The following is a 14,305-nucleotide window of genomic DNA, read 5'->3' as shown; positions in this document are numbered from 1 at the left end:
GTATTCAAGAGTTAGATGGTGTTTCACTAGATATTAGTACTGTTTATACAATTGGGAAATCTTTAAGACAAATGGAGTGAAACAGTAACCGCACTAGACTCAATTTTGACTAAATGGCTAGACGTCATTAATTCTACTATTTCAACACTCTGGAGAAACGATTCCACTGAAATCAATAGATGCAGCACTTCTATCGTAGGATCCATTCGAAAAATTGTATTTTAACAATTTCTTCCCGATCCCGGCACAGCAACTTACAACTCGACAAAGGGGGGTGGGTGTTCGAATCCGTGAACCAGTACGATACGAAAAACCTCTCCCAACGGTCATCTGGCTTTATCGTAATTGCCTAGTTCCATGGCTCAACGCTGGTACCTCTCTCCGAAGATTCTGGATCCATTCGGGTAGTCCTTTGAACGGTCTTCGAGGTGCTTCGCTCTCCCCTACTTTTCAAATACGTCCCATTTTGGAGCAGCCTTCACACTTACAACTCGATAAAGGGGGGTGGGGGTGCCATTCAAAACGGAGTCACCAACCTTCTCGGGGGGAGCCGGACGATTTGACCACTCGAGATGCCTTCTTCGTTACAACTCGATAAAGGGGGGTCGCCAGTCTGAGCTGAAACTCAGTCTGGTTCTGCTGTTAGATATCGATGACGGTGATCTCGATAGAAGCGTAAAACGAGGAGACAATACGGGATACTCGTGATAACGGGGTCTTACATTTCTCTAGGGGTGTGGTTTTTTATACGTGGCCGTGTAGGATAACTAGCATGGCCGACGACTCCCAGGGCAGTGAGAACGGCGGTGATCCGCCGGAGTTTGAGACTACTGATGGGAGCTCTCAGGAGACGGTCGAGGAGGTCGGAACCGTGCCGTCTGAATCCAGCAGCGAAGAAGTTACCGGCGAGTCTACAGCTAATTCCGACTCGACTGCTGACACCGACCAGGAAAACACGTCGATCTCGATTCGCGAGCGATTTCAGGAGTCTTCTACGAGCTCAATCTTCGTCGACAAGGATCTCGTTCGACCGGACACGATCATCGACGAGGACCGAATCGTCGGTCGTGACCAGCAACTCGAGCGTGTCATCGACAACCTTCGGCCGGCGCTCGAAGGAGGCGGCCTCCCGAACATGTTGCTCAATGGCCCGTCCGGAACGGGGAAGTCGCTCATCATCAACGCGGTCTGCAAGCAGGTCGTCGATCTCTGTCAGTCCCAGGGTGTCAGATTCGGTGTAGTTTCACTCAATTGTGAAGCGCCCAAGTCTCTCGATCGAGCGGTCTATCGACTCGTCCGGTGTGTCGCCGAAGACGTCAACGCAGAAGTCGGCGTTCCGGAAAGCGGCGTCTCCACCGACCGAAAGTTCGAGCGCCTGTTCGAGCTCATCAACGAGCACTACGATGCCGTCATCTTCATCCTCGACGAAATCGACCTCCTCGAAGGGCCGTATGAGGATACTGCATACTCGTCGTTGCTCTACCAACTCTCCCGCGCGGAGACGCTCGGGAACATCGAAGGAAGTGTGTCTGTGACTGCGCTGACGAACTACACGCACTTCATGCAGGACCTGAACAGTCGAGCGGAGAGTTCGTTCAACCCGGACGACATTTTCTTCGACGACTACGACGCGAACCAGCTCCGGGCGATTCTCGAAAATCGTAAAGACGCGTTCAAAGACGGGTCACTTACGGGCGACGTTATCCCCCTCGTCGCGGCGTTCGGATCCCAGACGCACGGTGACGCCCGGAAGGCGATCGACCTGTTTCGCTGGGCCGGCGAGTTCGCCGAACGTCGCGGTTCCGAGATGGTTGAGGAACGCGACGTTCGGTCGGCGCAGGATAAATACGACGAGAACCGGACGTTGCGGCACATCTCTGGACTCGCGACGCAGAAGAAACTCTCCCTCTACGCGACTGCAGCGGTCGAGTACTACGCCAAGCAGGATCTCAATCGGATCCCGGCCGGCGTCGGATGGGAAGTCTACAAGTTCGTCGCCGATCGGATCGACGCCGACCAGTACAGCCGCGAGACCTACGTGAACAACGTCACCGAACAGGAGACGTACGGAATTCTCTCTTCGGAGCGACGCGGTCGCGGTCGAGGCCGCGGTGTCCACATGTTCTTCACGCTCGAAGAGAGCGCCGAGAACATCGTCCAGACGATCGAGACCGACTCGCGCATCGGTGACATCGAATCCGACCACGAGATGCTTCGCAGCGTCGTTCGAACGAAACTCAACTCCTTCTTCGATTGACTGCTACCCGTCTGCGCGGCGCTTACAACTCGACAACGGGGTGTTCGAGGCTTACAGCACGACAACGGGGGGTGCAATTACAACTCGACAACGGGGTGTTCAGGGCTTACAGCACGACAACGGGGGGTCGCCTCGAAGTATGAGAGCGATGAGTCGAGAATACCGTGATGTCACGACCAAAACGAATTCGCCAAAGTATGCCTATATATGGCCAAAATTTGAAGATTTACATCTCGATAAAGGGGGGTCCAGATCGGCACTTTGAGTAGAGACATCTTGCCACCTCCCTCGCACAACCCCCCGTCATCGAGAAGTAAACCGCTTCAGTTTGACGTTCCTTGGCGCCATGGACAGCGATTTCACTCATCGACTATCGCGATCCAGTCAGTACGCTCCGATACTATCGTCTCTACCCGTCACTACCGGCGGGGCCTTTGTACTTCGACTTCACTTGCTCTCCGTCTCGCCACTGCCAGTAGTAGTAGCGGTTGTCGTTGATCTCCTTGATCGTGATCGTGGCCTTCGCCGGGACATCGTCCGGCAGATCATCGGGGCGTTTTTCGCTCTCGTTTTCATCTGAGTCCTCTTCTAGACGTGCCTCGCGAGCTTTGTGCTCTGCCAGCTTCTCGGCATAGCGGGCAACGTGCTGGAGCTGCTCAGAAGAGGACCCGTTGAGCGTATTGACGAGGTCTGTCGGGAGTTCCGCCGGCGGCGTCGGTGGCTCGTAGGACATCAGCAGTCACCTCGTGTTAACCAACAATGTGCGTATCGGCATAGTCTTTGTTGGTTAACCGGATATCGTCTAGCAAACTATTCGCAAATAGGATGTGCCGTTAGCTGTCGTCGGGACGGGTTGCGTTCTCGTACTTGACCATCTTTTCGGGCTTGTCTGAGATGGTGTCGTAGATCTGCTGGAGGGTCTCCTCTGCAGCGATCAGGTTGTGTTCCTTCAGGAACTCCCGCCCCTCCGCCGTGAGGCCGTAGAACTTCCAGGGGTAGCCCTGCCGGCGCTGGTCGTCATCCAGAGCGACCTCCTTGACGATGCCGGCGTCGATGAGCTTCTGGACGTGCTTGTAGACGGTCGCGTCGCTCACGCTGGGGTTGAGCTCCTCGAGCTCGTACATCGAGGGCATCTGGTCGGGGTGCTGGAGGATGTTGTTGATGAGCGCGAACCGTGTCTGCTGAGTGACGAAGTGGACGAGTTCGCGGGATTCCATCCCCCCGGCAGTCCCCAGGTCGGTACTCATACGAGACGATACACGGCCTGGCGACAAGTAGTTTACCCTTGAGTAATCCACTCTGGAGTAAACCATGGCCGATTGAGTTGGTGATTTACTCCATAAATCATATCGCACAACACTGAGAGGAGTCGAGTATGTCCGACGAGGAGCCGCCCGTCCCTGAAGAAGTCCTCACCAGTGCGAAGGACCAACTCGACGACGAAGAAATCTCGCTGGCCGACAACGAGGAGATCCTTCACGCCCTGAGCGAACTGACCCCGGTGTACGAAAACGAGCGCTCGTACTTCGTGCTCGGGAACTACGACCGGGAGCCGATTCGCCGGCTGAACCTCGTGGTCGATCGCCTCAACCGCCGGCAAGACGCCTACGCCTTCCGAATGGTCGACATCCGCGGGGAGTGGGACAACAGCATCCAGAAGTTCTGCCTGATCGCCGATATCGTGACCTACCTCGTTGGCGTCGCCGAGAAAGAACCGAGTGACTTCCTCGTCGAGCAGGGCCTCCTCGTCGGCACGACGGAGTTCTTCGCGAAAAGCCACGTCCTCAAGCGGGTGTACGAGGGCGAGGAGCACCCCTTTGGCTGGATGCAGGACGGCGTCTTCGAGCTATTCAAGCGGGAGGGGCGACTGTATCGCTGGCAGACCGAGGATGATCTCGCCGACATGATAGAAGAACTCCCGTGACGGCAGTGGGACTCTGGCTATCTGCGTTAACCAACGCCGGAAAGTAACGAGATGGTCGTTAATTAATCGGGATCAGTTTGCACCTGTCGGGAGTCGGTCATCTGGTCGGGGAACGCGCCCCGTTTGATTTCGTGATCGACGCGACGCAGGTGTTTGCAGCCTCCTTCGGGTGAGCGCTGCTGGTAGTCGGGACAGGTACACGATTCGTCGACGACGTCGACTTCGTACCTGTTGCCGGACGCGGACTGTACCTCGTAGCGGCCACCTTTCGAGAGGAGCGAGGCATCTATCGCTTCGTCGACGGCACGCTTCGTGTGCGGCTCGAAATCGTCCTGTGACTCTGCGTTCTCGTCGGCGACCAACCGGTCCCGAACGTCGCTCGTTCGGCCCCCGTCCGGAGCGACGGCTTCCGCAGGCCACTGAGCCGCTCGTGGAGCACTTCCTCTACCGGATGGCCTACCGGCCACAGGTAGTGGACCGCACGGCGCTCGCGATGGTCGTAGGAGCCGCACGCGGCTGCGCACCACTCCAGATGCGCCAGGCTCCGAGTGCGGCCATCACGTCGACGATGTCGCGGGGGAACCGTCTGGTGGTCGTCCGGGAAGAACATTCGGAAGCGGGTACACGCCTCCTGCGGCGGGACGCTCTCCCACCAGTCTTCGCTGGAGCCCCAACTGTCGCACATCGCCTTATCGCTCCCGTAGCCGACCGTCACGCCGTCGACCGGCATCCTGTCTGGCGGGAGGTGGTCCGCCTCGCCTTCGAGCACCCGAAGAACGGCGTATCGGAGGTACTCGTGGGCTTGGTTGTCTGTCGTACGAGCGACCTGGTCGTGCTGCTCGGCAACGTGCTCTGCTTCCTCGAGGACCGTCGTGAGATCGGGATCAGTCATTATTCGACGGAGGTCAGAACGCGCCTCCGCCCCTCGGCGGGCGCAGAAAGACTTAACCAACAGAGCGGAAGGTACCCATCACCTTGTTGGTTAATTGGGGTGGAATGAGGATTCGCTCTCGAGAACGTCGATGAGTTCTTCTGCCGTCAGACTAATCCGGCCGAGGCGCTCGCGAACGACCTCGGGATCGTCCGACTCCCACGCAGCGAGGTAGAACGCCGACCTGCTGGTGTCCAACCCACAGTAGCGCCCGACGACGTATGCGACGGCTTCAGCCTCGACTTCGCGTTTCGACCGCTCGGTGTCGTCGTCAACGTCGAAGTGGAGGAGGGCGTGGGCGTACTCGTGGACCAACGTCCGCGCGAGGTCGGCCTCGTTCTCCCGATCACGTACCTCGACGAGCGGCTGAACGTCGACGAGACTCAGCTGCTCGCAGATGCCCTTCGCCTCACCGTGCGTCCACTCCTCGGCTGGAACGATTCGCACCGTCACGCCGAGGTCGTCAGCGGCGGCAGTCAACTGTTCGACGAGGTCGCCGGCGTCGCCGGTCGCTTCCGTGTCCAGGTCGGGAAGCGGCTCGCCTTCGGTCTGGGAGATGTCGAACACCGGCGCGGGCTTGAACCCGACCAGTCCCTCCGACCACTCCTCGAGTGGCGTCTCGTCGTACTCACAGTCGCTGTCCTCGTGGTAGCGCGGCGAATTCTCGCACTCTGGGCACTGCGTGGTGATGATTGGCGCCCAGATCCAGATGGCGGACTCCCCCTCTTCGACGTGCCGGTCGAACTCCTCCTGCCACGTCCGGTAGCCCGCCACCCGGCTCGCCTCGGGACACTGCCGTTTGATGAGGAGCGTGTTCCGGTAGGAGTAGTCGTGGAAGCGACTCTGGACGTCGAGCCACTCCTGGAACTCTTTGCTGGCCTGCGCGTCATCGACGCCGGCGACGAGGTCGTCGATCCACTGTTCGATAGTGCTGTTCATCTCGTCGGATCGCATCCGCGTTCTGCACCGCGATCCCCACTGGCGCCGTCTGCAGGAGCTTCTTGGTCTGCTCGGACTCGCGGCGAAGCTGCTGCTCGCGTTCCTTCTCGTCGGTGATATCCTCAACCGACACGACGAACCGGTCGTCGTCGTGTGGGCCGTCTCCGAGCGGTGCGACGTTGATCGAAAGCCATCGGCGACCGATCGCCGGCAGGTCGGATTGGCACTGGAAATCACGGATGGGATCGCCGGTCTCGGCAGCCGTCTTCCACGGCCATTCATCCATCGGGATCGGATTGCCGGCTTCGTCGTAGATGTCCCACGACTCGATATCGTGTTCAGAGAGTTCGGCCTCCGTACAGTTAATTCGCTCTAGAGCACGCTGGTTTGCCCGGACGAACCGTCCGTCGGCGTCGACCGTGTAAATACTGACTGGGACCGTCTCGAGAATCTGTTCGACGAGGTCACGTTCCCGACGCAATTGCTGTTCGTACTCACGTTGTTCAGTCTTCTCGCGAGTGACCTTCGTGAATCCCTGCAACGTACCGTCCGCGTCATGGATCGCCGTGATGACGACGTCCGCCCAGAATCGCGACCCGTCCTCGCGGATCCGCCAGCCTTCGTCCTCGACGTGGCCCTGTTCTCTCGCAGCGTCGAGATTCTCCTCGGGGACTCCATCGTCTCTGGCTGATTCGGTATAGAACGTGGAGAAATGCTCGCCGGCGATCTCGTCTTCTGCGTAGCCTTTGATCCGTGCTGCCCCCTCGTTCCAGCTCGCGACCGTCCCGTCCGGATCGAGCATGAAGATCGCATAGTCCTCGACAGCGCTCACGAAGGCACCAAACTCCTGAAGCTCCGACCGCCCTGCCGTAGCATCGACCCGATCCGCAGGCCGCCACCAGACCTGCGTCCCATCGGCGAGCTGAGTTGTCTGTACCTCGCCCCGGTCAGCAAGTGCGTCCAGGGCCTGCTGAGTTTCTCCTTTCGGACGGTCAATCTGTGCGGCAACGTCCGCAACGGAAACCGGCATGCATGGATCATCGAACCGCGAGAAAAGACTCCGTATCTCGTCACGTGTAGGGTCCGGATTCGAGCCGGAGGATTCCATGGAGGGAAAAGTCTCTTGAGACGAATAAGGGCTTTGTGGGGGATCAGCACACGGAGATCCAGTTTCTATCGAGGAGCCGATGAAACTGTGGGCAGAGAAGTGACGCTCCTTCCGATTCGAGTGTGGGTATCGTCGAATACCTGATACCCACCGGGGACTATGCGTTCGACACTGGTTTGACGCCGCTATGCGGGCTGCCCGTCTACGTCGACGTACTGTGCTTCCCAGTCGCGACGGGCTTCGATCTCCCGCCGACCACGTCGGGTCAGACTGTAGAAGTTGGTCCGTCGGTCGCGTTCGCCTTTCTCGACGAGGCCCTTGTCGACGAGCGTATCGAGGTTCGGATACAGCCGTCCGTGATGGATCTCCTTCTCGTAGTAGTTTTCGAGCTCTTCTTTGATGGCGAGGCCATGGGGCTCTTCGTTCCCCGCAATGGCGTACAGCAGATCGCGCTGGAACCCGGTCAGATCGTACATTGGACTAGATTCTGATACGGGCGCCAGACAGGAAAATCCGTCGGATATCGAGATTTGTGGGGGTGAGCAGACGTCTAGACGCCCCTAGATTCTCTTCAGAAGAAGAGATGTCTGGATTCAGGGGGTACTCTCTAGATGGACAACCGTGGAGAGTGAAAGTGAATCTACTTCCAGTCCGGCTGTGGCTGGCGTCTAATACACGAGCCCGCCTCCAGTCGGGTATGAGTTCGACACTGGCTGAAACCGGATCTGCGAGCCACACGCGACGGCATATGACGACGCTGCTGCTCGAAGAGCGCGACGACGAGTGGGTCGTCACACAGGGTGGCGTCGATGTCGAAGGCACGGGACCGACTGCCGCCGAAGCGGCCGCCGACTACTGCCGGAGGATCGAGAATGCCGAGAAGTGACCGCACGGCGATAACGAAACCGCGTTAGATCGGCGACTGTGTCCGGAAGACCACGCCGACCTCGTCGACCGGGCGGCCCGATGGTGTATTGCAACGACTGTGGGCACGTCTATCGCGACGTAGACCTTCTTGACCGGAGCGGAACGTAGTTGCAAGCTCGGGTGGCTCGGTAGGTCAGTGAACTATTCGTCCCCCGGCGGGTAACGCCCCCGACTATCTTCGAGGACGGCGAACCGCGTAAGTTCGTGGTCGTTCACGCGGTCGGGGCCGAAGATGTCAACGACGTCGTCGGTGAGAGTCGCCACCGCGGCGTCGATCTCTCGCTGATGAGGTGCTAGCACGCCGCTGTACCGTTGCACTCCAGCTGTGAGACCACCTGATTCCGGAACGCGATGGAGAGCGCGCCCGAGTGCGGCGACCCCAACCAGCACCGCGCGCCGACCCGCCCGGAGCGAGCGGTCAGTGCATTCCCCATTCGCCGCGACGCAACCACGTCCGTCGCGGTCGGCTTCGCCGAGGTCCGCAGGACCCGAACGGGTGAAGCGCTGGCGTCGAGGGCACATGCACTTTAGCCCGGCGGGACCCGCACCCACCGGAGCGGAAGCCCACCCGGAATGGTCGGTCGCGAGTAACGCAGATAGCGGCAGCGGCGAGCGGGGCGGTACGTACACACCTGTCCAGCCGGCCATGTCGCTCGATGTCCAATCAACAATCTTGGCGGACTCAGAAAGGGCGAGGTCGCTTCGGTCGTCCCTCGACCCTGCAAGTACCTTGAGCAAAGAGAGTTAACTATCGATAGCTCTCAGATATCGATGATCCGATCAGACATAGCGGACTCCGTCGTTGGGATCAAAGAAGCTCGCTTACTCGTCTTCAAGTGCTTCGTAGATCTCCGCGTGGCGATGTCCGTCGAGCTTCCCCATCTCGAGGGCGATCTCGCGACGTTCGGCGTCGCTCTCGGCCGCTTGATACCGCTCGTAGAGCTGGCGGACCTCGTCGTCGACCGCCGTCGAGGAATCGGTACTGGAGGCCATTGTTCCGTTGAGCATACTCTGTGTACCCCTTTATCAGTTGCGACGAGCACATGCCCGGAAGTAGATGACTACAGTATCTGCGTCGACTGCAGCTTCGTCGGTTGCAAAGCGGTGCAAGAGGGCCCGAATTTCATCACCGTAGTCGAACGTGAACCCGTTCATCATATAGAAAACGACCACCGTTCGAAGTGCAGTTCGCTTGTTCCCGTCGACGAACGGATGCTCTGCCACGAGTAAGCGCATTAGATGGGCCGCTTTTTCGTGGATTGTCTCAGGCACCTCGCCGAAGAATCCTTCCGAGATATACTCCAATGCGGAGGAAATCGCATCCTCTGACCGAACGCCTGGCTCCGTGGTGTCGCCTTCTACCACGACCTGTTCGTGGAGATCTAGAATAAGTTCGACAGAGGGATACGCGAGATCGTCAGTCACGTACCCGACTTTCTCATGCCGCCCGTTAATCGTTTCTCAACCGTCGAAATCAAGTCTCGTCGCCGACAGCGTAGGTAACCAGTCACCGATCGTCGGTGGCCATAGTGTCGTGCTGCGCGTTCAGTTCGTCGAGGAAATGGCCAGCGGTCGCCCCGATTCGTCCGTCGTCGACGTTGCGCAACGCAAGGTCATGGGTGGCGGTTCGGAACGGTTCGTCGTCGACGAGGTCGCTGACCAGCCGTTGGGCCGTCGCATCGTCGACGTCCGCCGTCTCAACCCCGGCGACGTCGCGGTCCTAGGCGAGTTGTGCTATCTCGAACTGTTCGTAGTCGCTACTCGTGTCATCATGCGGATCGGGACCGGGCATAGTGAGTCACACCGCGCACGCTGTCGGGCGCTGCACGGCTCCTAGCGCCGACAAACAAGCCGTGGCGTAGATCAGTCCGGTCGGGGGTCGCGATAGCCGATGACGGCGACGTCGTCGATGAACAGGACGCCCTTCATGAAATCGAGTTTTGTCAGACTGTGCTGGTACAGGTTATGCCGGCCGAGGTAGTTAACTGGCACCACCAGACAGCCGAACTCGATCTTCGGCCAGCCGTCCTTCTGGGTACGGTGCCCCTTCTGGAACTTGAGGAGGTCATCGCTAACGTTCTTTCGCTCGCTCTTCTCGACCTCGATAGCGATGCGGTTGTCGGCGTCGTAAAGGTCGACGCTGTAATTAAACCCCTGGTGCGACCAGAGCTTGCAGTTCGGATTGTAGCCGCCGGCGGCATCCCCTTCGTACTCGTACTGCGAGAGCCCGTCAGCGATTGCGGCATCGAACCCCCGATCTCCGTGTGCTTCGTCGAGCCGTCGAAGACGCTAATCGGGACGGCTTCGACGGCCGCCCGAATCGACGCCAGCGACTCGCCCGGAAACGCCTCGGACGAAGTTTGAGTACGGCGCTCGCTCAGTTTGGTAACCTCCTCAACGAGGACCATACTCGCTCTCGACGAACAGCGACCTGATAAAACCCGTCGTGACGGCCATTCGAGTCGACGGGTCGCCAGGATTCACTCACTCGAGTATCAGGGCGGCGATCGGGGACGAGGGAGTGAACCCAGCCTCAACGTTAACCAACACGGTGCCGGTTTCGGCCGAGAATGTTGGTTAAGTCTAGCCGCTACGGCGTTCGGAGCTCTCGAACTGGCTTCACGACGAAGGTGTCTGGCTCGCTGGCTGCTCCCTCACCTGATCGTTCCGCCGTCGTCGAGGGCGACCGTGCGAGTTGGGCGATGAGCTCGTCGCGAACGATCCGTCGGGAGACGGTAGTCTCATGCCAGCCCAGCCGGTCGTCGAAGCGCCGTTTCTTGAACTGCTCGCCGACGTCGTCGCCGGCGACGTACTGCGTCCGCGTCGACCGCCAGACCTGCCGGGCGACGAAGACGGCGCCCACGGCCTCGTGCGTAAGCTCAACGAGGGCACACTCTACGAGGGCGAAGACCGACGCGTGATCCTGGTCGGTCGGAACCGTCACTTCGAGGTCTGCCCACGGCGCCTCACTGTCGGGGGTAGTTCCTGCCTGATGCGCTGATCGTATCTCGCTGCGTCGTTCCGAACCCATTGTTTATCGGGGGCACGTGATGCGCCCCGCCACCCCCTCGCGGGGGCAACAGACTACACCCGAACACACCCGATCAACTATGATCTAAATCTGATGGGTTTCTGAATCCAAGATCCCGATGACGGCTCCTCGGCCTGAGAGAGGCGGCGGCCTTCGCACACTGCATATTGCCTCTTTCTTTGGACGAAATCCGCGATATGCAAGGCGGAATAACGGACTCAAATTGCAGAAGAGCCGCGTCGGGCCAATTTGAGTGGGTAGAAAGTATCTCGACGAGTTCCGGGATGATAATTTAACCTCAAAAATTGCTTGACGGCGGGGTAACGAAGGTGATTTCGGATGTACATTGATACCCGGGAACCGCTGCTTCACCTGGTATGTCTCTCTCGAGGTTCTTTGGCTCGGCACCTCGAATCGTGAAATACTCCCTATTCCCTCGATTCCGGCCGTGTTAGACGCTGGAAATTGCTCGACGGGAGTTCAGAAGAGCCGGATTCTAGTCTGCAGTATAATTTTCGACATTCTGAGGAGAGTGGCTCTGCTGAAACCCTCCCAACTCACACAACCGGTTTGCTGAATATAGGGGTAAATGCAGAAAGCTGCCGATGTTTGTTTCGCACCTTCGATGAAGAATTGACCGTTAATTAGGTGTGCGAACTTACCAAAGCGTTACCTCGGCGAGGGAAGTTGTCGTAGATTATGGAGGAAACTGCAGACCGACAAAATGACGTTATGCTCATGATGTTAGGTGTTCAGGTGTCCATAGTTGCCGCTGTCTTTGAGTTATTCCCGATAGTTGTCGTAGGAGCACTATTCACGTTCCTCGTATACACGAACGAACTCCGTCGAAGGCGGTAGGTCGCTACCCTGTACTTTGCGATCCAACGCAACGGTCGATCCTCTCTCTTATCAGCAAAGTCGCCAAACCAATCACTCTCTAAGGGCCCCACAGATTCAGAGGAGTCTGTGATTCAGAATTGCTCAGCGGGACCCGCGGATTCCTCCTCAACCTGCTCGTACATCTCGTCTGGAAACGGGAGACTACCCCATCGAGTAGGGACACTGGTCTTGGCCGATGCAGTAGCGCTGTAGATCATCGTTATCGCAGTTCATCGGCAACGGCGTGTCGCCGTCGATGGTGTTCGAGAACTCGTAGCGAACCTGATACTCGGTCTCCTGCTCGTCGTACCACGGCCACCGAGAGAAGACATCCTTGAGGTCCGCGACGATCTCGTCGAGGCTACTGTCCTGGTACTGCGGGAGCCACATCACCATCCGTGCGAAGTTGTAGAGGTCCTTCCGGACGGGCTTCTTCTCGTGCAGTCGCTCCTCCAGATTCGCCATACAGGGGAGCTCGAAGAGGTCCTCAATCTCCTGCACCTCGATTTGTTCGGCGCCGGTCCCGGCTTGCCCGATTCGGTACGTATTGACGCGCCCGTCGCGGTCAATCGTGACTGCCGAGTGGGACTCGTGGTCGGCCAACGTCTTCGCCAGACTGCTCGGACTCGAGATCCAGTCCGTCATAGGGGATTCCCAGTCGTCCTCGGCGTCGTACGCCTCGACCGCACGATAGAGCTCTTTCGCCGTGTGGAACTCTCCCTTCTGGGCGACGCTGTCGGGAGCATCACTCAGGGCCCGTCGGAGGACGCGGATCGTCCGGTCTCCACGGTCCCAATTCCGCCAGATACGCTCGTGATGACCAGTCTCGAGGAAGCGGTCGATCCGCTCCGTAATCGCCGATTCGTTCGTAGTCAGCCACGTCAGCTGGTCGTCGGAGAGCCCGTCTTCTTGCGCCCGCAGGAGCTTCTTGAATGCCCGTTCAGCATAGTCCCGATACTTGCTGTCAAAATCACTGACCGGGAGGCACAGCTTGTTATCCTTCACTCGCGTCAGTAGCTCCCCGCTATCGTCACTCCCCGTCGACGCGTCATCCTCTCGAACGAGACATTTGCGTGACGCCGCCGCCATCGGGATCTCGAGGTAGAGGCCATCCCCGAACTCCGGCATCTCTATGATACCAGTACAGATCCGACCCGGGTATGGGCCATCCTCCCCGGGTTCCTTGCTGTACAGCACGTCGGCGATGTCCTGCTGGAGCGAGCCGTCGCCGTGGGCGCGGATGAGGGAGGCAAGATTGTTGACGTACAGCTCTCGGATGTCGTAGAGCACCTGGATGTTCCGTGGCGACGCGTGCTCGAACTTAGGGTGCGCTTTGACACAGATCGCGCTCAACGTCGCGAGCACGGCGAGTGTCCCCGGCTTGTCGACGAACGGCTCCTCCGCAGCGTCAGCACGAATCTCCTCTTTGAACGCCGCGGTGCCGAACCGTTCGACATCGTTCACGAGCTCGTCGGGCTGGTCCTCGCCATCGACGACGTATCGATTGTATCCACGTGTAAACAGCTGGTTGATACGGGTCTCACCGTACTCCAACGGCAGTGCCGCAACCCGATACGCCATATCCTGATCGTCGGTGGGGGTACTTGGACTCACCCGTCGATCACCTCGGGCGTCGCTGAACGGACATCGAAATCAGGGCTCTCAATGGGCTGTACGATGCTGCAGACGTCGGCGTGGAGCGAGTAGGGCAGGCGGGCGACACGTCGGCGGTCAGCCGTCACGACGGGGTCGATCGGGATGTCGCACGTCTCGAGGAGGAGGTCGTTCAACACCTCACGGCTCTGTTCGTCGTATCGGTGTGCTTGGTCCGTATCGAGGAGATAGACATGGACACCTTGCCCGCTGTACACGACCATCGTCTCCTCGGCGTAAAAGTCCTCTTCGAAGATGTCCCTCACCTCGAACCCGTACTCGATAGCGCGGTCAATATCCTGAAACGTATATGAGTACCCCTCGGGAGCGGACTCGAGGATACCCGCGGCGTCGAGAAGTGCATCGTCGTATCGGTCGTCGATATCCTTCGAGACTATGTTCGCTGCTCGGTCCCGGGCGATCTCTTGCTTGCTTATCAGGGACTCGAAGATGAAATAGAGCTGGGGGCTGTCCTCCCCTGTAACGTCATCGTCTACGAGACCGACGATGGCTCGGTCACGGTAAGCGCGGTAGATCCCTCGGAGCTCGTCGGTATAACTGGAAATTCTGACCTAGCTGAAATCTCTGAAGATGCTTCTGCCCGGTTCGAACGGATTCTCAATGAACTGTAAGTACTGACCCATCTCTTACCGATA

The 14,305-nt window shown here is 58.7% G+C and carries 12 protein-coding genes and 6 pseudogenes; 4 read left to right on the top strand and 14 right to left on the bottom strand.

Annotation, left to right across the window (positions count from 1 at the left end; all coding sequences use genetic code 11):
- Positions 1-772 precede the first annotated feature (772 nt).
- On the top strand, positions 773-2,257 hold the full coding sequence (locus AB2U09_RS02265; RefSeq protein WP_459191060.1) for an orc1/cdc6 family replication initiation protein: 1,485 nt from the start codon (positions 773-775) through the stop codon (positions 2,255-2,257).
- A 409-nt stretch (positions 2,258-2,666) separates the two neighbouring features.
- Here AB2U09_RS02265 and AB2U09_RS02260 read toward each other — a convergent pair whose 3' ends face one another.
- Together AB2U09_RS02260 and AB2U09_RS02255 are read right to left on the bottom strand one after the other, a co-directional pair.
- Positions 2,667-2,990, bottom strand: coding sequence for a DUF6788 family protein (locus tag AB2U09_RS02260; RefSeq protein WP_459191059.1), 324 nt, complete (start codon positions 2,988-2,990; stop codon positions 2,667-2,669).
- A gap of 100 nt (positions 2,991-3,090) precedes the next feature.
- Positions 3,091-3,504, bottom strand: a complete 414-nt coding sequence (locus AB2U09_RS02255; RefSeq protein ID WP_459191058.1) for a PadR family transcriptional regulator — start codon at positions 3,502-3,504, stop codon at positions 3,091-3,093.
- A gap of 128 nt (positions 3,505-3,632) precedes the next feature.
- Here AB2U09_RS02255 and AB2U09_RS02250 point away from each other — a divergent pair, with 128 nt between their 5' ends.
- Complete coding sequence (locus tag AB2U09_RS02250) at positions 3,633-4,181, top strand: DUF8170 family protein (protein WP_459191057.1); 549 nt, start codon at positions 3,633-3,635, stop codon at positions 4,179-4,181.
- A 72-nt stretch (positions 4,182-4,253) separates the two neighbouring features.
- On the opposite strand, the pseudogene AB2U09_RS02245 reads toward AB2U09_RS02250, so the two are convergent.
- From AB2U09_RS02245 to AB2U09_RS02230, 4 genes and pseudogenes are all read right to left on the bottom strand, one after another.
- A pseudogene (locus AB2U09_RS02245) lies at positions 4,254-5,073 on the bottom strand (hypothetical protein).
- A gap of 90 nt (positions 5,074-5,163) precedes the next feature.
- A complete protein-coding gene (locus AB2U09_RS02240; RefSeq protein WP_459191056.1) occupies positions 5,164-6,066 on the bottom strand; it encodes an ArdC-like ssDNA-binding domain-containing protein in 903 nt (300 codons plus the stop codon).
- Positions 5,999-7,159 carry a PAS domain-containing protein gene (locus AB2U09_RS02235; RefSeq protein ID WP_459191055.1) on the bottom strand — a complete coding sequence of 387 codons (1,161 nt, stop codon included), beginning with the start codon at positions 7,157-7,159 and terminating at the stop codon, positions 5,999-6,001. Before AB2U09_RS02235 ends, AB2U09_RS02240 begins: the two co-directional genes overlap by 68 nt.
- A 185-nt stretch (positions 7,160-7,344) precedes the next feature.
- Positions 7,345-7,635, bottom strand: coding sequence for a PadR family transcriptional regulator (locus AB2U09_RS02230; protein ID WP_459191054.1), 291 nt, complete (start codon positions 7,633-7,635; stop codon positions 7,345-7,347).
- 272 nt (positions 7,636-7,907) lie between these two features.
- Here AB2U09_RS02230 and AB2U09_RS02225 point away from each other — a divergent pair, with 272 nt between their 5' ends.
- Positions 7,908-8,045 (top strand): hypothetical protein, encoded by a 138-nt coding sequence (locus AB2U09_RS02225; protein WP_459191053.1) that lies wholly within the window; start codon positions 7,908-7,910, stop codon positions 8,043-8,045.
- 182 nt (positions 8,046-8,227) lie between these two features.
- Here the strand turns inward: AB2U09_RS02225 and AB2U09_RS02220 are convergent, their stop codons facing one another.
- From AB2U09_RS02220 to AB2U09_RS02185, 8 genes and pseudogenes are all read right to left on the bottom strand, one after another.
- A complete protein-coding gene (locus tag AB2U09_RS02220) occupies positions 8,228-8,404 on the bottom strand; it encodes a hypothetical protein (protein WP_459191052.1) in 177 nt (58 codons plus the stop codon).
- 504 nt (positions 8,405-8,908) lie between these two features.
- Positions 8,909-9,094: a hypothetical protein gene (locus tag AB2U09_RS02215; RefSeq protein WP_510172073.1), complete on the bottom strand. Its 186-nt coding sequence runs from the start codon at positions 9,092-9,094 to the stop codon at positions 8,909-8,911.
- A gap of 18 nt (positions 9,095-9,112) precedes the next feature.
- Complete coding sequence (locus tag AB2U09_RS02210; RefSeq protein ID WP_459191050.1) at positions 9,113-9,511, bottom strand: type II toxin-antitoxin system death-on-curing family toxin; 399 nt, start codon at positions 9,509-9,511, stop codon at positions 9,113-9,115.
- A gap of 82 nt (positions 9,512-9,593) precedes the next feature.
- Positions 9,594-9,878 (bottom strand): annotated as a pseudogene (locus tag AB2U09_RS02205) (DUF8069 family protein).
- A 71-nt stretch (positions 9,879-9,949) separates the two neighbouring features.
- A pseudogene (locus AB2U09_RS02200) lies at positions 9,950-10,494 on the bottom strand (hypothetical protein).
- A 182-nt stretch (positions 10,495-10,676) separates the two neighbouring features.
- Positions 10,677-11,117, bottom strand: a complete 441-nt coding sequence (locus tag AB2U09_RS02195) for a DUF8030 family protein (RefSeq protein ID WP_459191049.1) — start codon at positions 11,115-11,117, stop codon at positions 10,677-10,679.
- 971 nt (positions 11,118-12,088) lie between these two features.
- Positions 12,089-13,610: pseudogene (locus tag AB2U09_RS02190) on the bottom strand (primase-associated protein).
- Positions 13,607-14,080 (bottom strand): annotated as a pseudogene (locus AB2U09_RS02185) (bifunctional DNA primase/polymerase); the annotation flags it as partial. The pseudogenes AB2U09_RS02190 and AB2U09_RS02185, both read right to left, overlap by 4 nt.
- On the opposite strand from AB2U09_RS02185, the pseudogene AB2U09_RS02180 reads away from it, so the two are divergent.
- Positions 14,078-14,281, top strand: a pseudogene (locus AB2U09_RS02180) (DUF302 domain-containing protein); the annotation flags it as partial. The pseudogenes AB2U09_RS02185 and AB2U09_RS02180 overlap by 3 nt on opposite strands.
- Positions 14,282-14,305: the final 24 nt, after the last annotated feature.

Source organism: Halosimplex yunnanense, from assembly GCF_054504345.1.
The sequence above is the reverse complement of the archived record's forward strand: the minus strand, read 5'-3'. Positions and strand labels throughout refer to the sequence as shown.

Bases quoted from the DNA above. Each gene is read 5' to 3' on its own strand.
- AB2U09_RS02255 (WP_459191058.1), bottom strand. From the start codon at position 3,504: ATGAGTACCGACCTGGGGACTGCCGGGGGGATGGAATCCCGCGAACTC.
- AB2U09_RS02265 (WP_459191060.1), top strand. From the start codon at position 773: ATGGCCGACGACTCCCAGGGCAGTGAGAACGGCGGTGATCCGCCGGAG.
- AB2U09_RS02230 (WP_459191054.1), bottom strand. From the start codon at position 7,635: ATGTACGATCTGACCGGGTTCCAGCGCGATCTGCTGTACGCCATTGCG.
- AB2U09_RS02225 (WP_459191053.1), top strand. From the start codon at position 7,908: ATGACGACGCTGCTGCTCGAAGAGCGCGACGACGAGTGGGTCGTCACA.
- AB2U09_RS02215 (WP_510172073.1), bottom strand. From the start codon at position 9,094: ATGCTCAACGGAACAATGGCCTCCAGTACCGATTCCTCGACGGCGGTC.
- AB2U09_RS02195 (WP_459191049.1), bottom strand. From the start codon at position 11,117: ATGGGTTCGGAACGACGCAGCGAGATACGATCAGCGCATCAGGCAGGA.
- AB2U09_RS02240 (WP_459191056.1), bottom strand. From the start codon at position 6,066: ATGCGATCCGACGAGATGAACAGCACTATCGAACAGTGGATCGACGAC.
- AB2U09_RS02260 (WP_459191059.1), bottom strand. From the start codon at position 2,990: ATGTCCTACGAGCCACCGACGCCGCCGGCGGAACTCCCGACAGACCTC.
- AB2U09_RS02250 (WP_459191057.1), top strand. From the start codon at position 3,633: ATGTCCGACGAGGAGCCGCCCGTCCCTGAAGAAGTCCTCACCAGTGCG.
- AB2U09_RS02235 (WP_459191055.1), bottom strand. From the start codon at position 7,159: ATGGAATCCTCCGGCTCGAATCCGGACCCTACACGTGACGAGATACGG.